Source organism: Mesorhizobium sp. M1406, assembly GCF_040317555.1.
Taxonomy (GTDB): domain Bacteria; phylum Pseudomonadota; class Alphaproteobacteria; order Rhizobiales; family Rhizobiaceae; genus Mesorhizobium.
The window spans coordinates 206326-224618 of the sequence record NZ_JAMYKW010000004.1 but is presented as its reverse complement, the minus strand read 5'-3'; the positions used below and the strand labels follow the sequence as shown (position 1 = coordinate 224618).

The window sequence follows — 18293 nt, the reverse complement described above, 5'->3', positions numbered from 1 at the left end:
CGGATGACGGTTCGAGAGGCGGCCGTTCACTTCACCGGCAGCGTCTCGGAAAGACCTATCTTGTCGGTCTTGTCGCCCTTGGGCCGCTCAGCCGGCAACTGCTCGCCGGTGACGATATAGTAGATGGTCTCGGCGATGTTGGTGGCGTGGTCACCGATACGCTCGATGTTCTTGGCGCAGAACAGCAGGTGCGTGCAGGGCGTGATGTTGCGCGGATCTTCCATCATGTAGGTCAGCAATTCGCGAAACAGCGATGTGTACATGGCATCGATCTGGTCGTCGCGGTCGCGCACGAAGCCGATTTTCTCCACCGAGCGGGATGCGTAGACGTCGAGCACTTCCTTGAGCTGGGTCAGCGCCAGGTTGGCCAGGGCCTCGAGGCCGCGGAACAGGCTGGTCGGCTGGCGTCCGTCGGTGACGGCGACCACCCGCTTGGCAACGTTCTTGGCGAGGTCGCCAACCCGTTCGAGGTCGGCGGAGATGCGAATGGTCCCGACGATCTCGCGCAAATCCGTCGCCATCGGCTGACGCCTGGCAATGATGATGATCGCCTTATCGTCGATTTCGCGTTGCCCTTCATCCAGCACGGCATCGTCGCGGATGACCTTCTCGGCGAGGCTAGGATCGGCATTGACCAAAGCGGCGATTGCCTGCTCGACCATGCGCTCGGCATGGCCGCCCATCGCGGCGATGCGCTTCGACAGATATTTCAGCTCGTCGTCATAGGCGCTGACGATGTGCACGGACTGCATGGCAATACGCCTTCCCATGGAGTGTTTTGATTTTGAGTCGTTCCTCGAATCCCCGCTGATACGCTAGCCGGATGACAGAAAAAAGAAACAGTCGCCTCTAAACTAGGGCGATATCAGTGCGTCGGCAAATGAACCGAGAAGGCGGCGCCCTTGCCAACCTCGGACTTGATCGAAAGCCTGGCATTGTGGCGCGTCAGGATATGCTTGACGATAGACAGGCCAAGGCCTGTGCCCTTCTGGGTCCGGCTGGTCTCGACATCGACGCGATAGAAGCGCTCGGTGATGCGCGGAATGTGCTCCTCGGGAATGCCGGGGCCAAAATCCGTGATGGTCACGTCGATGCCGGGCTCCGAGCCGGCATCGCCGTGCGCGATCGACACCACCACGCGCCCGCCCGACTGCCCGTATTTGCAGGCGTTCTCCAGGAGGTTCTCGAAAACCTGGAAAAGCTCGTCGCGATCGCCGGGCACATCGAGCGGCCCATCGGCATAATCCCGCTCGATGGCAACGCTGTTTTCCCTGGCCAGCGGTCCGAGTGAATCAATGACGCTGTCGAGTGTCTCGCGCAGATCGACCTCGGTTCCCGGCTTCAGATAAGGCTTCATCTCGAGCCGCGACAGCGACAACAAATCGTCGATCAGACGCGCCATGCGACTGGTCTGGCTCTCCATGATCTGCAGGAACCGATCGCGCGCCGCCGGATCGTTGCGGGCCGGCCCGCGCAGCGTTTCGATGAAGCCGGCGATGGAGGCGAGCGGCGTACGCAGCTCGTGGCTGGCATTGGCGATGAAGTCGGCGCGCATGCGGTCGATCCTGCGCGTTTCGCTCTGGTCCTTGAACACCAGCACGTAGAGATCGGTGGCATGACCGACCGAGGACGCGCTCACCCGGTAAGACCGTTCGACCGGCAGCTTCTCCGTGTAGTCGACGACATCGGAGGCGACATCGCCCGACAGCACGCCGTCCAGCAGAGCTTGCATTTCCGGCGCCCGGAACTTCAATGACAGCGACATGCCGGGCGCGATCCCGCCGAAGGCGGCATAGGCGGCGGCATTGGCATGCACGATGGTGGCGGTCCGGTCGAAGATGATCAGCGGATCGGCAACGGCGGCCGCAAGATATTCACCGGAGAGCCGCTGCAAGCCGATCGCCTCGATGGCCGCGCCGCTATCGGTGGATTGGCCCGCGCCGGCGGCCGGCAGCATTGCCGCCGCAAGCAGCAGGAGCAGCGCCGGCAACAGTGCGTAGGCAGAAATACCCGCAAAGGCAAAGGCGATCAGAACAGCGACGACGCCGGCCGCAAGCAGCCAGCGGCTGTTCCACAGCCGGATGGCCAGCGTTTGCGCCATCCCTTTCTGTTCCAGGTCAGCCATTCGCTCGCGCGCCCGCACCACATGCATTCGCCGGTCGCGCGGCGGCGGAAACTTCCGCTGGACCGCTCCGGAGGCTCCCAATAGCATGAGTCCGGAAGCTGAAAAGGGTTCGTCTCGATGAAAAATGCCAAGGAAAGTCCCGCCGCGCCGACTTCGGGTCCGCTGAAGATCAGGATCGACGGCAAGGAGCGGGAGTTCGACATCGAAAATCCCGTGCTTCCCGGCTGGGTCGAGGACAACAAGCTGACCGCCGGCGGCTATCCCTACGACAAGAAGATGAAAAGCGACGAGTATGACGAGACGCTCGAGAAATTGCAGATCGAGCTGGTCAAGGCGCAGGCCTGGCTGCAGTCGACCGGCAAGCGGGTGATGGCGCTGTTCGAGGGCCGCGACGCCGCCGGCAAGGGCGGCACGATCTTCGTGGTGCGCCAGTACCTCAACCCGCGCACGGCACGCAACGTGGCGCTGACCAAGCCGACCGCGACCGAGATGGGGCAATGGTATTTCCAGCGCTATGTCGATCATTTCCCGACATCTGGCGAATTCGTCACCTTCGACCGATCCTGGTACAACCGCGCCGGCGTCGAGCCGGTGATGGGTTTCTGCACGCCGCGGCAGCACGAGCAGTTTCTCGACGAGACGCCGCATTTCGAACGAATGATCTCCAACGAGGGCATCCACTTCTTCAAGTTCTGGCTGAACATCGGCCGGGAAACCCAACTCGAGCGCTTCCACGATCGTCGCTACAGCCCGCTGAAGAGCTGGAAGTTTTCGCCGATCGACGTTGCCGGCATCACCAAGTGGGATGATTACACAGAGGTGCGCGATACCATGTTCGAGCACACTCACAAGGAGTTCGCACCGTGGATCATCGTGCGGGCCAATGACAAGCGGCGCGCGCGGCTGGCGGTCATGCGGCGCATCCTGTTGTCGCTGCCCTATGACGGGCGCGACCTCGACGTGATCGGCAAGGAGGACAAGAAGATCATCGGCGAAGGGCCGTCGTTTTTGAAAGAATAGGCTGGCCTGGGAACCAGGACTGACGCATTTTGCGCCGCGCAGCCAAGGCCGCGCGGCGATGCTTTTTTCCTCGTCTGTCCTAAAGCGCGTCGCGTCGAAACGGATTCATGCGCCGCGCTTTAGGTCTTTGTTTCCATGCATGCCGCTGTCTCAAAACCGGGCCACTTTTGAGCGACATGCATCAAGCCGCCAGCCGGGCGATGCGCTGCAATCGCCGCAGGGTGGTGTCGTCCTGCAGCGCCTGCTGGAAAAGCGAAATCTCCTGGTCGATGCGGTCGCATAGCGCCTGCGTGTTCCCCTTCAGCAGGCCGCGCGTCTGCAGCAGGGCGGCGACCGGCTTCTTGACAAGCTGCCTTGCCCGGCCGAGCGCCGCTTCCTCGACGCTGCCGCCCGGCACGATCTCCGCGACGAGGCCGAGCGCCCTGGCATCTTCGGCGCGAAGCGTGTCGCCGAGGCAGAAGAAGCGAAAAGCACCGGCGTAGCCAAGCTTCTGCGGCGCCAGGATGCTGGTCGCCGCGTCCGGCACCAGGCCGAAATCGACGAACGGCACCCGGAAGGTGCTTTCATCGGACGCGATCACCATGTCGCAATGGAACAGGATGGTGCAGCCGACCCCGACGGCATCGCCGTCGACGCAGGCAAGGATGGGCTTTGGAAATGTCGCCAGCGTGCGGAACAGGTCGGTGACGGCGGCGATCAGTTTCTGGTGCTTGGTGGCGTCGAGGAATTCGGAGAAGTCGCCGCCGAGACAGAAACAGCCTGCCAGGCCGCGCAAAACGACGACGCGCACCTCCTCATCGTCGGCGGCTTCATGGAAGGTCTTTGCCAGGCTTTCATAGGCTCTCCTGTCCAGCACCGGCCGGCCGTCATTCGACGACACGGTGACCACCAGCGTGTGGTTGCGAAGCTCAGGTTGTGGGTGTGTGCCCATGACTGTCTCCGATCTCATGACGCACGCCTTTGCCCGAGCATGTCGGGGTACCCCCTGGTCAGCACGGGCGCAAAATGATTGCGGCGCGAGCGCACCACGTCGAGGGTGTGTTCGTTGAAGGTCAGCAGGGTGGCCACGACCTGCTGGTTGCCATAGGTGCGCTGATAACCCAGCGGGGTCGCCAGGAAATGCAGCTGCAAGGCGCGCAGCACCCACATCGGCTCGAATTCGATGATCACCTTGTCGACGCCGCGCTTCAGCCCCCACTCGACGAAGCCGGCGATCAATTCGGTGCCGACGGTTGAAACGCCGCGGCGGCCATCGCGAAAACCGGGAGCCACCGCATAGCGGGTCAATTCCCAGATGTTTGGGCCCGATGGCGGCGTTCCTTCGGAAAGGTCGGTCAAAACCTCGGTCAGCAGATGTGGCCGCGTGGTCGGCAACATCCTTTGATAGCCTGCGACTTCGTCACCTCTGATGACAATCTGATGCACCGCCTCGTCATGATCGAACTGGTCGAGTTCGAGCCCGTCGGGGCGCCGGAGATCGTCCCACCCCATCTCCTCGACGAATATCTTGTAGCGCAGCCGGTGGACGGCCTCCCAAAGGTCGGGACGTTCCATCAATTCCTGGGTTGTAAGGGAAAATAGCATTCCGCCGTCTCCTGTGTTCAGAGGAAGATACGGCCGTGCTTCGATGAGAAAATTGCGTGATCGCGTATGCAAGAACTTCTAAGTCGGCACGGCCGACCTAGCTAATGTAGCCGCGCCGTATCGCTTCCGCGACGGCCTGCACCCGGTTGACGGCACCGAGTTTGCTTTTGGCGTTAAGAAGATGTTTCTCCGAGGTGTGTTCGGAGATGCCGAGGATTTGAGAAATCTCCCATTCGGACTTGCCGACGGCGGCCCATTGCAGGCATTCCCGCTCGCGCGGCGTCAGCACGATATGATCGATGGCCTTGCTCGCCATCGTGTGGAGTTGCATGGCGCGGCCAACCGCGTAGGTCGACACCAGCGACACCTGGCCGAACTCGGCGGCGGACAATTCCACGGCCTCCCCGCCCAGCGACACCATGACGATCTGGCCGTCGAGCGTGATCAGCGGGAAGGCCAGTCCGTCACGCAGTTTGAAAGCACCGGCATCGCCCATGACTTCGCCGCTGCTCTTGTCTATGCGGATGCTCTGCGAGGCCTCGCGCCACTGGAAGGGCGCCTGCAGCTGTTTCATGTGGCTGACGACCGGGTCATGATCGACATAGTTGCGCGCGACGTAGCGCTCGAGCCACTCGCCAGGCCAATCGCAGAGAAGCACATGCTGCTTTTGCTGGCCGGCCGGCGTGCCCGGCTGCGGTACGGTTCCCGCCATCAGTGCGGTGAGACCGAAATCCGACGTTATGCCCAGCAGCGTTTCGCAGACCGCCGCCGCCGTCGCGGCGTGCTGCAGTTGGTCTATGAATTCCAGCGTGCGATCGAACTGACCCATCGCAACATCAACCCCATGTTGCCTCATGCATTGCGGCCTATGATGCGTGCCTGAGTTACACTTCGCCACCGACCACGGATTGCAAACCGCATGCTTATTCTGTGGCTCCGACCTCGATCCTCTCACCAAGGCGGCCAAAGCTGATTTGCAAACCGGCTAAATCATATCCTGAAATCGGCGTGTTGAAATCAAAAACCATTGTGCCTGTCCCATTTTCGTACGAAAACCGGTGCGAGCACGACCGCGGCGGAGTTTTATCTTGGCGTTCCAATGGAGATCCTTCGCCCTTGCGATGCTGATCGAATTGCTGTCGTTCGCCGACGGCGCGCGCGCCGCGGCGCCTCAGGTTCCGGTTCTGTGGGATGCCAAGGAGCGGCTGCCCAAGCCGGACCTTTCGGCGCTGCCCCGGCTGAGATTCCTGACGACCACCGATTTCCCGCCCTTCAATTTCCTCGACGGCTCCGGAAAGCTGTCCGGGTTCCACATCGATCTGGCACGTGCCATCTGCGCCGAGCTTGGCATTGTCGAGAAATGCCAGATCCAGGCCTTGCCCTGGGCCGAGCTGGAAGGCGCGCTACGGAAAGGTGAAGGCGAGGCGATCATCGCCGGCATCGCCGCAACGCCGGAATCGCGCGCGACCTATGCCTTCTCGCGCTCCTATCTACAGTTTCCGGCGCGCTTCATCATGCCGAAGAGCAAGGCGCTGGCCGAACCGATCTTTGCCAAATTGCGCGGCAAGCGTGTCGGCGTGATCGCCGGCTCGGCGCATGAGAGCATGCTGCGCGACTATTTCAACACCGTTCAGATCGTCCCCTTCGACAGGCCGGAAAACCTCTATGCCGATCTCAAGGGCGGCAAGCTCGACGCCGCCTTCGGCGACGGCATGCGCCTGGCTTTCTGGCTGGGCGGCTCGGATTCAGCGGGCTGCTGCCGCTTTACCGGCGGCCCTTACCTAGCGCCTGAATATCTGGGCTCGGGCATGGCCATCGCAACCCGGGCGGACAATCCGGCACTGGCCGCCGCGTTCGACTACGCGCTGCAGGAGATTTCGATGAAAGGCACGTTCGCCGAATTTTATTTGCGCTATTTCCCGGTCAATTTTTTTTGATCCGGTCTCCGTCAGGTTTTGCTAGGGAGCTGCGGATATTCAGGTGAGCGTGCGCAGCCGCGCCTTGGCGGCACGGCCGATGGCGGCGACGGTCAGTGTGTCGAGATCGAGCTGACGCCGGATCAGCTGCAGCACCCGCACTTCTTCCATGCGCATTTCGAGATCGACGGCGGCCACCTCGAAGGCCGCGGCGTAGGCGGTGTCGCGCAAGCGCTCGGGCAGGGCCTCGGCGACTTCAGCCAGAACGCCTTTCAGCCCATCCTTTTCGTGCAGTCGCCTCTGGCAGGCCTGGGCGACACCGACCAGCCGGTCGTGGTTGAAATCCTCGAACACCGGCCACGAGCGGACAACGTCGCCGATCCTGGCCAGTTCGACATCGGTCATGTCGCGATCGGAGGCCGAGGTGATGACCATCAGGTAGATCAGGGCTTCATGCGGCGTCGGCAATTTTTTCTCCTTGAACCGGGCTTCGAAGGTAGGAACGCACTCTCCGCACCGCAAGGAAAAAGCGCCGCACGCGTTGACGCTCCGGCGCTGCACGCCTAGAGACCGGTTGAAAAAACCCTGCTCCGGCCCCGCCTTCGAATGATTTGGGCCGGCGAATGATTTGGAAAACAGTGACATGGCGAGATCAAACATCGTCGATCTCAATCCCGAGGTGCTGGCGGCCGCGGCCGAGAGCAAGGCGTGGCCGTTCGAGGAAGCCAAAAAGATAATCGAACGCTACAAAGGCGCCGACTTTCCCCAAACGATCCTGTTCGAGACCGGCTACGGACCATCCGGCCTGCCGCATATCGGCACATTCGGCGAGGTGGCGCGCACGTCTATGGTGCGCCATGCGTTCCGCGTCCTGACGCAGGATAAGGTTGCGACCAAGCTGCTGTGCTTTTCCGACGACATGGACGGCATGCGTAAGATACCCGACAGCGTGCCGGACCGCGTCGCACTCGAGCAGCATCTGCACAAGCCGCTATCGTCGGTTCCCAATCCGTTCGGCGGCGACTATGCGAGCTTCGCCGACCACAACAACGCGATGCTTTGCCGCTTCCTCGACACGTTCGGCTTCGACTACGAGTTCGCCAGCGCGACGCAATATTACAAGTCCGGCCGTTTCGACGCGATGCTGCTGCGCGCCGCCGAACGCTATGACCAGATCATGGCGGTGATGCTGCCGACGCTCGGCCCCGAGCGCCAGGCGACCTACAGCCCGTTCCTGCCGATTTCGCCGAAGAGCGGCCGCGTGCTTTACGTGCCGATGAAGCATGTCGACGCCAAGGCCGGCACCATCACCTTCGACGACGAAGGCACGGAGACCACGCTTTCGATCACCGGCGGCCGCGTCAAGCTGCAGTGGAAGCCGGATTTCGGCATGCGCTGGGCAGCGCTTGGCGTCGACTTCGAGATGTTCGGCAAGGATCACCAGACGAATGCTGTGGTCTACGACCGCATCTGCAACATTCTGGGTGGACGGGCGCCGGAGCATTTCGTCTACGAACTGTTCCTCGACGAGAACGGCCAGAAGATCTCGAAGTCGAAGGGTAACGGGCTGACCATCGACGATTGGCTGACCTATGCGCCGACCGAAAGCCTCGGGCTCTACATGTACCAGCGGCCACGGCAGGCCAAGAAGCTGTATTTCGACGTCATCCCGCGGGCCGTGGACGAGTACTACACCTTCCTTACCGCGTATCCCCGGCAGGACTGGAAGGAACGGCTGGGCAATCCGGTCTGGCATATGCATGACGGCAACCCGCCCGCCATCGACATGCCGGTGCCGTTCTCGCTGCTGCTCAACCTAGTCAGCGCCTCCAACGCGCAGAACAAGGATGTGCTGTGGGGCTTCATCTCGCGCCATACGGTGGGGGTGACGCCAAAGACGCATCCCGAGCTCGACCGGCTGGTGGGCCACGCGATCCGCTATTTCGACGATTTCGTGAAGCCGACGAAAACCTTCCGCCCGGCCGACGAGGTCGAGCGCGAGGCACTGCAAGCTCTCGACGAGGCGCTTGGCGCGCTGCCGGCGGACGCCAATGGCGAAGCGATCCAGAACGCTTCGCTCAACGTCGCGCGCAGGATCGAACGTTATCAGGACCATTCCAAGCAGAGCCCGGAAGGCGGCCCCGGCGTATCGGGCGCCTTCTTCCAGATGATCTACCAGGTGCTGATCGGCCAGCAGCGCGGCCCGCGCTTCGGATCGTTCGTCGCGCTCTATGGCATTGCCGAAACGCGGGCGCTTATTGAGCGGGCGCTGGCTGGTCAGCTGGCTTGAGAACGCCGTCCACCCCTTCCAGGATCGAACTCGGCGCCTGAGGCGCCGGGCTTGGCGCGGCCGGCATTGCCGGCATGCCGGACAGATCGGGCGCCGATCCGAAAATGCCCTTCTTCGCCATGCGTGCCTTGTCGCCGGCCTCGACATAAGGGCCACCCTTGGCGGCGCGCGCCCAGCCGTTTTCGACCAGCCATTGGCCGACATCCTGCTTGCCGATCCGGCATTCGGCGGCGATCAGGTCGCGGCCGCCCTCGGGCGGTACGATGCAGGCCACCGCGCGGCCGCGCAGGAAGGCGCGGAACGCCGTCCGCGCACGGACGCCGCACGGCCAGGATTTGCCGTCATCGCTGCAAATCTCGTCCTGACTGACGATGTCGATGCCGGAAACCGCGACCGAGTAACCCTTCGCTTCGATCAGGCCGGCGGCCGGCGCGACCGGCTGGAACAGCTTTGTGCCGTTCCAGTCGTCGGGCATTTTCGGCTTGGGCGGCACGGCCAGCGCCAGCTTGCTCAGCGGCTCGCGCGGCTCGACCCGTTCCAGTTCCTCGGCCGGAAGCTCAGGCGGCGCAACGAGGTCGGGATCAATCGCCCTCGAATGCGGCGCCGGCTTCGGCGGCTGTGGATTTGAAATGGCCGATGTGGCCGGCTCGTCGGGCACTGTCTCGGCGCCTTGCTGCGAAATCGTATCGGCGCCCGGATCGAGCTGGTCCACCGTGACCACACTGTCGCTTCCATTCAGCGTGCGGCCGCCCGTGACGACCATGGCCGCCATCACCGGGACCATCAGAATCGAAAGGGCGATATGAAGGAGACGCACCAGCCGACCTACTGGCTTGCCCACACAATCCGCGCCACCCATTCTACATCGCGCATGGGAATATCGCGGTCGGGATGGTCGGGATTGAGCGAGACCAGCGCGATCGACTTAACGGTCTGGCGCTCGAGCACCTTGGCCATGACCTCGCCGGCAGTGGTCTTGACGACGACGCGATCGCCCTTGCGGGTGATCGCGCCCGGTTCGACGATAAGGATATCGCCATTGCGGTAGAGCGGCAGCATGGAATCGCCCTGCACTTGCAGCGCATAGGAGCTCTCCGTCGATTGCGCCGGCAGTTCGACCAGATCCCAACCCTGACCGGCCGGAAAACCGGCATCGTCGAAGAAGCCGCCGGCGCCGGCCTGGGCAAAGCCGAGCAACGGCACGGAGCTTCCGCGGGCAATCGAGGCGCCATGACGGATCCCGGCCCGGCCTTCGATCAGGCCGGTGAATTCGTCGAGCGAAGCGCCCGTCGCCTCGATGATCTTGGCCAGCGATTCGGTCGAAGGCCAGCGTGGCCGACCATCCGACGACAGACGCTTCGACTTGTTGAAGGCAGTGGAATCAAGCCCCGCGCGCTTGGCCAGACCCGAGGCCGAAAGCGAATAGCGCTCGGCAAGAGCATCGATGGCGGCCCAGACACGGTCATGTGAGAGCATGTCTTGCTCTCCTTCAAACAGGAAAAAATACCTTTTCCGTTCTAACCCCGAGCCACCGTCTTGTCCACAGTCCAGGGCTGCCTCATGCCGCCTTTCTGGTCTCGCCCTTCGCATAGGGATTGAAGCGCTGGTAGAAGCTCTCGTCTTTCTCGGCCATGTCGAGCAGCAGCTTGGGCGCCTTGAACTCGGCGCCGTATTTCTTCTGCAGGCTCTTGGCGATCTTGACGAACCCCTTGGCACCGATGCCGTCGATGTAGGACAGCGCGCCGCCGGTGTAAGGGGCGAAACCGAAGGCCAGGATCGAGCCGACATCGGCCTCGCGCGGGTCGGTGACGATGCCCTCTTCCATCACCCGGGCCGCCTCCAGCGCGATGGTGACCAGCAGCCGCTGCTGCAGCTCCTCATAGTCGACCTTCTCGGGCGCAAGCTGCGGATAGAGATCCTTGAGCCCCGGCCACAGCTTCTTCTTGGCGGGTTTCGCCGGATAATCGTAGAAACCCTTGCCGTTCTTGCGCCCGAAGCGGCCGTGATCGTCGACCATGGTGTTGATCAGCGCCATCTGCTTCGGATCGACCGCCTTGTCGCCGAGATCCCTGATGGTCTGCTTCATGATTTTCTGGGCAAGGTCGATGGCCGTCTCGTCGGTCAGCGCCAGGGGTCCGACCGGCATGCCGGCGGCTTTCGCGGCATTCTCGATCATCGGCGCCGGGACACCTTCGATCAGCATCTTGTAGGCTTCCGACATGTAGCGCAGCACGCAGCGGTTGACGTAGAAGCCGCGCGTGTCGTTGACGACGATCGGCGTCTTCTTGATGGCGCGGACGAAGTCGATCGCCGTGGCCAGCGCCTTGTCGCCGGTCTTCTTGCCCAAAATGATCTCGACCAGCATCATCTTGTCGACTGGCGAGAAGAAGTGGATGCCGATGAAATTCTTCGGCCGCGCCGAATTCTTGGCCAGCGCCGAGATCGGGATGGTGGAGGTGTTCGACGCAAAGATCGCCGATGGTTTCAACACGGCTTCCGCCTGTTCGGTGGCGCTCTTCTTGACGGCCGAATCCTCGAACACCGCCTCGACAACCAGATCGCAGCCGGCAAGGTCGGCATAGTTGGCCGTCGGCGTGATCAGTGACAGCAATTTGTCCTTGTCCTCCGGCTTGGCGCGGCCCTTCTTCACCTGATCCGAGATCAGGTTGTCGGAATGCGCCTTGCCCTTGGCGGCCGACTCCATGTCGCGGTCGAGCAGCACCACCGGAATGCCGGCCTTGGCGGTGACATAGGCGATGCCGGCGCCCATGAAGCCGGCGCCGAGAATGCCGATCTTCTTGAACTTGGTTTCGGGTACGCCGGCTGGGCGGCGCGCGCCCTTGTTCAGTTCCTGCAGCGACACGAACAGCGAGCGGATCATCGCCGCCGCTTCCCTGGTCCGCATGATCTCGGTGAAATAGCGCTGCTCGATGCGCAAGGCGGTGTCGAACGGCACCAGCAGGCCTTCATAGACGCATTTGAGGATCGCGGCGGCGGCCGGATAGTTGCCGTATGTCTCGCGACGCAGTATCGCGATGGCCGGCGGCCACAGATTGAAGCCGGCGGGCGAATAGATCTGGCCACCGGGCAGCTTGAAGCCCTTCTCGTCCCACGGCGCCACCGGCTTCAGGCCGTTCCTGATCATCGCCTTGGCGGTATCGACCAGCCTTGCCGGCTCGGCGATCTCATGGATCAGGCCCATCGACTTGGCCTTTTGCGGCGACAGCGTCTGGCCGGAGGTCAGCATCTGCAGTGCCTGCTGCTGGTCGGTCAGCCGCGGCACGCGCTGGGTGCCGCCGGCGCCGGGGAAGATACCGATCTTCACCTCGGGAAGCGCCATCTTCACCTTGTCGCTATCGGCGGCGACACGGCCGTGGCAGGCCAGCGACAGTTCGAAGGCACCGCCCATGCAGGTGCCGTTGATCGCCGACACCCACGGCTTTCCGCAAGTCTCCAGCTTGCGGAACAGGCCGGTCATGATGCCGGCATTGTCGAACAGGGCCTTGGTGGCCTTTTCGGGGTCCTTTCCCCTTTCAGCGGCGAAGGTCGTCAGCATCTTCTGCAGCAGGGTGATGTCGGCGCCGCCGGAGAAGGTATCCTTGCCGGAGGTGATCACCGCGCCCTTGATAGCGGCATCAGCCGTCACGTGATCGACGATGGCGTTCAGTTCCCGCATCGCTTCTTCGGTGAAGACATTCATCGATCGGCCAGGCATGTCCCAGGTGACAAGCGCAATGCCGTCGGCGTCTACGTCGAGGGTGAAATTTGTATAGCTCATCGTTTCTCTCCCCGTCAGACGCGTTCGATGATCGTTGCGGTGCCCATGCCGGCACCGATACACAGCGTCACCAAGGCGGTGTTCAAATCACGACGCTCGAGTTCGTCCAGCACCGTGCCCAAGATCATTGCACCGGTGGCGCCGAGCGGATGGCCCATGGCAATGGCGCCGCCATTGACGTTGATCTTGTCATGCGGAATGTCGAACGCCTGCATGTAGCGCAGCACCACCGAGGCGAAGGCCTCGTTGAGCTCGAACAGGTCGATGTCGGACAGCTTCATCTTGGCGCGCTTCAACAGCTTCTCGGTGACGTCGACCGGGCCGGTCAGCATCAGCACCGGTTCGGAGCCGATGTTGGCGAAGGTGCGGATGCGGGCGCGCGGCTTGATGCCCATCGCCTTGCCGGCCTTCTTCGAACCGAGCAGCACGGCCGCCGCGCCGTCGACGATCCCGGATGAATTGCCGGCGTGGTGGACGTGGTTGACCTCTTCCACCTCAGGATGCTTCTGCACGGCGACGGCATCGAAGCCGCCCATCTCGCCAGGCATGATGAAGGACGGGTTGAGTGAGGCCAGCGACTGCATGTCGGTCGACGGGCGCATATGCTCGTCATGGTCCAGAATGGTCAGGCCGTTCTGGTCCTTGATCGGAATGACGGACTTCTTGAAGCAGCCGTCGGCCCAGGATTTCGCGGCACGTTTCTGGCTCTCGACCGCATAGGCGTCGACGTCGTCTCTGCTGAAGCCGTATTTGGTGGCGATCAGGTCGGCGGAGATGCCTTGCGGCACGAACCAGCCGGGCAGGCCGACCGAAGGATCCATGAACCAGGCGCCACCGGAGGCACCCATGCCGACGCGCGACATCGATTCGACGCCACCGGCGATGACGATCTCGTCGGCGCCCTGCGCGATCTTGGCGGCGCCGAGATTGATGGCGTCGAGCCCGGAAGCGCAGAAGCGTGAGATCTGCATGCCGGGCGCCTTGGTGTCGTAGCCGGCCTCGAAGGCGGCGGCGCGCGGAATGACCGAGCCCGCCTCGCCGACCGGATCGACGCAGCCGAAGATGATGTCGTCGACAGTGCCGGTGTCCAGCCCATTGCGGTCGCGCAGCGCTTCGAGCGTCTTGGCGGCAAGCCGCACCGCCGGCACCTCGTGCAGCGATCCGTCCTTCTTGCCCTTGCCGCGCGGCGTCCGCACGGCGTCATAGACATAAGCTTCGGCCATCTCTTGCTCCTTGGTTTATCCGACGCTGCTCAGAGCGAGCGTCCGATCAGCAATTTCATGATCTCGTTGGTGCCGCCGTAGATGCGCTGGACGCGGGCGTCGCGGAACATGCGGGCGATCGGATATTCATTCATGTAGCCATAGCCCCCATGCAATTGAAGGCATTCGTCGACGACTTTTCCCTGCAGGTCGCTGAGCCAATACTTGGCCATCGATGCGGTCACGGGATCGAGGCCGCCATTGATGTGGCGAGTGACGCAATCATTGTAGAAGACGCGGCCAATGGTGGCCTCGGTCTTGAGCTCGGCCAGCTTGAACTGGGTGTTCTGGAAATCGATGATCGCCTTGCCGAACGCCTTGCGCTCCTTGACGTAGTCGATGGTCAGCGCCAGCGCCCGCTCGATCATGGCGATTGCGCCGGTGCCGATCTGCAGCCGCTCCTGCGGCAATTGCTGCATCAGCTGGACGAAGCCCTGACCTTCCTCGTGGCCGAGTAGGTTGGAGGTCGGCACGCGCATGTCGTTGAAGAACAGCTCCGATGTGTCGTTGGCCTTCAAGCCGATCTTGTCGAGGTTGCGGCCACGCTGGAAACCTTCGACCTCGTCGGTCTCGACGACAATCAGCGAGGTGCCCTTGGCGCCCTTCTCCGGATCGGTCTTGGTGACGATGATGATGAAGTTTGCCAGCTGGCCGTTGGTGATGAAGGTCTTGGAACCGTTGACCTTGTACTGGTTGCCATCCCTCTCGGCCCGCGTTTTGACGCCTTGCAGGTCCGAGCCGGCGCCGGGCTCGGTCATGGCGATGGCGCCGATCAGCTCGCCTGTCGCCAGCTTCGGCAGCCATTTCTTCTTCTGCTCTTCGGAGCCGTAATGGAGGATGTAAGGAGCGACGATCGAATTGTGCAGGCCGATGCCGAAACCATCGACACCGACATGGCCGATGGCCTCGATGATGGCACTCTCATGCGCGAAGGTACCGCCAGAGCCGCCATATTCCTCCGGCATCGAGGCGCAGAGCAGGCCAGCCGCACCGGCCTTCAGCCAGCTTTCGCGGTCGACCATCTCGTTCTTTTCGAACTCGTCGTAGCGCGGCGCGATCTCTTCCGACATGAAGCGGTGCGCCATGTCGTAGAGCATGCCGACCTCGTCCGCCGCCCAGGCGGGCTTGGGAAGGCCAAGGATTTCGGCTGGGTTGGTCATGCTGTATGATACTCCTCCCAGAGCGCATCTTCAGAGTTGAGGTCGGCGCGCTTTACGCAGGACCCCACCCGGCCCTTCGGGCCACTCTCCCCTCACGGGGAGGGAAACCAACTTTAGAACGCTTCCGCCGGCAGTGCCATCAGCGTGTCGGCGCCGCTCGAAATGCGGGCGAGATGCGCTGATGTCTCCGGCATGATCCGCTCCATGAAGAAGCGCCCCGTCACGACCTTGTTGTCGTAGAAGGCCACGTTGTTTTCATAAGAGGATTGGGCGCCATTGCCGCCCGTCTTGCCAAGAGCCGCCTTGGCCATCCGCGCCCACATGTAGCCGAGCGCGACAAGGCCGAAGAGATGCATATAGTCGGTCGAGGCGGCGCCCGCATTGTCGGGCTTGGCCATGCCGTTCTGCACCAGCCACATGGTCGCAGCCTGCAGATCGTTGAGACCCTTCTTCAAGGCCTTGGTGAACGGCGCCATCTTCTCATCGGAGCGGTTCTCCTCGCAGAATTCGCCGACATCCTTGAAGAAGGCCTGCACGGCGCGGCCGCCATTCAGGCCGAGCTTGCGGCCGACGAGGTCGAGCGCCTGGATGCCGTTGGCGCCTTCATAGATCATGGCGATGCGGGCATCGCGCACGAACTGGCTCATGCCATGCTCTTCGATGTAGCCGTGACCGCCGAACACCTGCTGCGCCATCACCGCGTGGTCGAAGCCCTTGTCGGTGAGCACGCCCTTGACCACCGGCGTCATCAGGCCGGTGTAGTCGTCGGCGGCCTGGCGGTCCTTGTCGTCACCGGAGCGGTGGGCGATATCGGACTTGATCGCCGTCCACAGCGCCAGCGCGCGACCGGCCTCGTTAAAGGCCTTCATGGTCATCAGGCTGCGGCGGATATCGGGGTGGACGATGATCGGGTCGGCCTTTTTGTCGGGCGCCTTCGGCCCCGACAGCGAGCGGCCCTGCAGGCGGTCCTTGGCGTAGGCGACAGCGTTCTGGTAGGCGATCTCAGAAAGCGACAGCCCTTGCAGGCCGACGCCGAGGCGCGCCTCGTTCATCATCGTGAACATCGCCTTCAGGCCGCCATTGGCCTCGCCGAGCAGCGTGCCTTGCGCCTCGTCATAGTTCATGACGCAGGTCGAATTGCCGTGGATGCCCATCTTCTCCTCGATCGAGCCGCAGGAGACGGTGTTCCTGGCGCCCGGATTGCCCGATGCGTCGAGCATGAGCTTCGGCACGATGAACAGCGAGATGCCCTTGACGCCTTCCGGCGCGCCCTCGATGCGGGCCAGCACCAGATGGACGATGTTGTCCGACATGTCGTGTTCGCCGGCGGAAATGAAGATTTTCTGGCCTGATATTTTGTAGGTGCCATCGCCGTTCGGCACCGCCTTGGTGCGCAGCAGGCCGAGATCGGTGCCGCAATGCGGCTCGGTCAGGTTCATGGTGCCGGTCCAGGCGCCTTCGATCATCCTGGGCAGCCACTGGGTCTTCTGCTCGTCGGTGCCGTGGGTGATGATCGCCGCGATCGCGCCTTGCGTCAGGCCCGGATACATCATCAGCGACATGTTGGCCGAGACCATGTATTCGGAGACTGCAGTGTGTACGGCGTAGGGCAGGCCCTGGCCGCCGAACTCGACCGGTGCGGCCAGTCCCATCCAGCCGCCCTCGCGATACTGGTTGAAGGCCTCCTTGAAGCCCTTCGGCGTCGTCACCGAACCATCGTCGTGGCGAACGCAGCCTTCCATGTCGCCGACACGGTTCAACGGGTGCATGACGTTTTCGGCGAGCTTGGCGCCTTCGGCGAGGATCGCCTCGAGCACATCGGGTGTGGCGTCGGAAAATCCGGGAAGGTTCGAATAGCGCTGGTAGCCCAGCACCTCGTTGAGCACGAACAGCGTATCCTGGACCGGAGCCCTGTATGTCGGCATGCGTTTTCTCCACCCTGCGAACCCGGTCCGAACGCCCCGATTATAAGCCGGGGGCGGCATGCGGACCGATGCTGGGAGCGGGATAGCAAAAATTGACGTTTGCGTAAACGTCAATTTTTTCGATGCGACAAGATTTCCCGCCCTTTGCGGTAATGGCCGTAGCGGCGCGGCAGCGCTTGCATAGGCGGGCGAGGATAACGAAAGCCGCGCGGCTTTGATAATCAGACAATCAGCGGATGATTTACAGCTTGACGCAATTCCGAAGGTAAAGCGCTACGCGCCTTCCCGGAAGAACCGTTTCGCACTTTTCCTGGAATTGCTTTAGCTGGCGGCGCTCGCCTGCAGTGCGGACCGCTCGGCCAGCATCCGGCGCACCGCCGACATCGAGCCGCTCAGCTCGTTGATGGCGTCGTCAATCAGCGCCCGTTGCTTCTGCAGGCGGGCAAGCTGCTTTTCCGATTTGTCCAACGCCAGCCGCAGCTGCTTGGTGTTTGAACCGGTCGGATCGTAAAGATCCATCATCTGCTTGACGTCGCGCAGCGAGAACCCGACCTTGCGGCCAAGCAGGATCAGCTTCAGCCGGGCCTTGTCGCGGCGCGTGTAGAGACGGGTCGAACCGTCACGCCGCGGGTTGAGCAGGCCCTTGTCTTCGTAGAAACGCAGCGTGCGCAGCGTCACTCCGTATTTTTTTGCCATCTCGCCGATGCGGACAAGGTCCTCGCCGGCTTCGACGGACATATTGGTATTGGCCGCGGTCTCGCCGGCCGAGATAAGCTTCATAGTCACTGGCTTTCCCCGTCTGATGGCGTCGCGGTCCTAGACCGTGTGTCGCCTGACTGGAAGCGGGGGCCTGCTTCCAGTCGTGGTTTCAACAAACAAATCGCAAAAAAGCACGCTCGACGCGCCTTTTACGTTTACGTCAATTCTATACCGATTGCCGACTCATGACGCAAGGGCGTTCCGCGGTCCGAACTTTATGCCGCACCGTCAGGCGAGCCAACATCCTTTCAATTTCTTAAGTTTGGTTAACGCGTTGTTTACCACGTTGGGGGAAATGTGAGCGCGTCGGCTACCCGTGTTTATCCTGTATCGAATTTTTCACGGTTTTTCGGAGCGCGGGTGAGAACCCGGGAAGCTCGTCTTCCACCGCGGCATAGCCGCCGGTCGCCTCGTTCCGACAGGGACTTGAGGGAACTGGCCGCGAGCCAGCCATTCTGAAAGACGGACGCACCT

Annotated in this window: 16 protein-coding genes; 3 read left to right on the top strand and 13 right to left on the bottom strand. The window is 62.5% G+C overall.

All coding sequences use genetic code 11. The annotated features are described in order from the left end of the window. Positions 1-26: 26 nt before the first annotated feature. Entirely contained in the window at positions 27-752 is a 726-nt protein-coding gene (phoU, locus tag NKH03_RS06290) for a phosphate signaling complex protein PhoU (protein WP_352870199.1), read from the bottom strand. 113 nt (positions 753-865) lie between these two features. Continuing rightward, entirely contained in the window at positions 866-2125 is a 1260-nt protein-coding gene (locus NKH03_RS06285) for an ATP-binding protein (RefSeq protein WP_352967648.1), read from the bottom strand. A gap of 117 nt (positions 2126-2242) precedes the next feature. On the opposite strand from NKH03_RS06285, the gene ppk2 reads away from it, so the two are divergent. Continuing rightward, the gene (ppk2, locus tag NKH03_RS06280) at positions 2243-3145 is read left to right on the top strand and encodes a polyphosphate kinase 2 (protein ID WP_352967647.1); all 903 of its coding nucleotides are present in this window, start codon (positions 2243-2245) and stop codon (positions 3143-3145) included. A gap of 181 nt (positions 3146-3326) precedes the next feature. Here the strand turns inward: ppk2 and NKH03_RS06275 are convergent, their stop codons facing one another. From NKH03_RS06275 to NKH03_RS06265, 3 genes are all read right to left on the bottom strand, one after another. After that, positions 3327-4076, bottom strand: a complete 750-nt coding sequence (locus NKH03_RS06275) for an enoyl-CoA hydratase-related protein (protein WP_352967645.1) — start codon at positions 4074-4076, stop codon at positions 3327-3329. Between the two features lie 14 nt (positions 4077-4090). After that, positions 4091-4729, bottom strand: coding sequence for an acyl-homoserine-lactone synthase (locus NKH03_RS06270; protein ID WP_352870195.1), 639 nt, complete (start codon positions 4727-4729; stop codon positions 4091-4093). Between the two features lie 97 nt (positions 4730-4826). Beyond that, on the bottom strand, positions 4827-5558 hold the full coding sequence (locus NKH03_RS06265) for a helix-turn-helix transcriptional regulator (RefSeq protein WP_352870194.1): 732 nt from the start codon (positions 5556-5558) through the stop codon (positions 4827-4829). 259 nt (positions 5559-5817) lie between these two features. On the opposite strand from NKH03_RS06265, the gene NKH03_RS06260 reads away from it, so the two are divergent. Then, complete coding sequence (locus NKH03_RS06260) at positions 5818-6666, top strand: ABC transporter substrate-binding protein (RefSeq protein WP_352967644.1); 849 nt, start codon at positions 5818-5820, stop codon at positions 6664-6666. A 39-nt stretch (positions 6667-6705) separates the two neighbouring features. On the opposite strand, the gene NKH03_RS06255 is transcribed toward NKH03_RS06260, so the two are convergent. Then, positions 6706-7113, bottom strand: a complete 408-nt coding sequence (locus NKH03_RS06255) for a tellurite resistance TerB family protein (protein ID WP_352967643.1) — start codon at positions 7111-7113, stop codon at positions 6706-6708. A 175-nt stretch (positions 7114-7288) separates the two neighbouring features. On the opposite strand from NKH03_RS06255, the gene NKH03_RS06250 reads away from it, so the two are divergent. Then, positions 7289-8935, top strand: coding sequence for a lysine--tRNA ligase (locus tag NKH03_RS06250; protein WP_352967642.1), 1647 nt, complete (start codon positions 7289-7291; stop codon positions 8933-8935). Here the strand turns inward: NKH03_RS06250 and NKH03_RS06245 are convergent. The 7 genes from NKH03_RS06245 to NKH03_RS06215 all read right to left on the bottom strand — a co-directional run bounded on the left by NKH03_RS06245 (position 8901) and on the right by NKH03_RS06215 (position 17840). Continuing rightward, on the bottom strand, positions 8901-9752 hold the full coding sequence (locus NKH03_RS06245; protein ID WP_352967641.1) for a thermonuclease family protein: 852 nt from the start codon (positions 9750-9752) through the stop codon (positions 8901-8903). The two genes, NKH03_RS06250 and NKH03_RS06245, sit on opposite strands and share 35 nt — an antisense overlap. An 8-nt stretch (positions 9753-9760) precedes the next feature. Continuing rightward, positions 9761-10411 carry a S24 family peptidase gene (locus tag NKH03_RS06240; RefSeq protein ID WP_352870189.1) on the bottom strand — a complete coding sequence of 217 codons (651 nt, stop codon included), beginning with the start codon at positions 10409-10411 and terminating at the stop codon, positions 9761-9763. A gap of 82 nt (positions 10412-10493) precedes the next feature. Then, on the bottom strand, positions 10494-12713 hold the full coding sequence (locus tag NKH03_RS06235; protein ID WP_352967640.1) for a 3-hydroxyacyl-CoA dehydrogenase NAD-binding domain-containing protein: 2220 nt from the start codon (positions 12711-12713) through the stop codon (positions 10494-10496). Positions 12714-12727: 14 nt separating this feature from the next. Then, positions 12728-13936, bottom strand: coding sequence for an acetyl-CoA C-acetyltransferase (locus NKH03_RS06230; protein ID WP_352967639.1), 1209 nt, complete (start codon positions 13934-13936; stop codon positions 12728-12730). A 29-nt stretch (positions 13937-13965) separates the two neighbouring features. Further along, positions 13966-15135, bottom strand: coding sequence for an acyl-CoA dehydrogenase family protein (locus NKH03_RS06225; RefSeq protein WP_352875824.1), 1170 nt, complete (start codon positions 15133-15135; stop codon positions 13966-13968). A gap of 113 nt (positions 15136-15248) precedes the next feature. Next, a complete protein-coding gene (locus NKH03_RS06220) occupies positions 15249-17060 on the bottom strand; it encodes an acyl-CoA dehydrogenase (protein ID WP_352967636.1) in 1812 nt (603 codons plus the stop codon). Between the two features lie 321 nt (positions 17061-17381). Then, positions 17382-17840, bottom strand: a complete 459-nt coding sequence (locus NKH03_RS06215; protein WP_352967685.1) for a MerR family transcriptional regulator — start codon at positions 17838-17840, stop codon at positions 17382-17384. Positions 17841-18293: the final 453 nt, after the last annotated feature.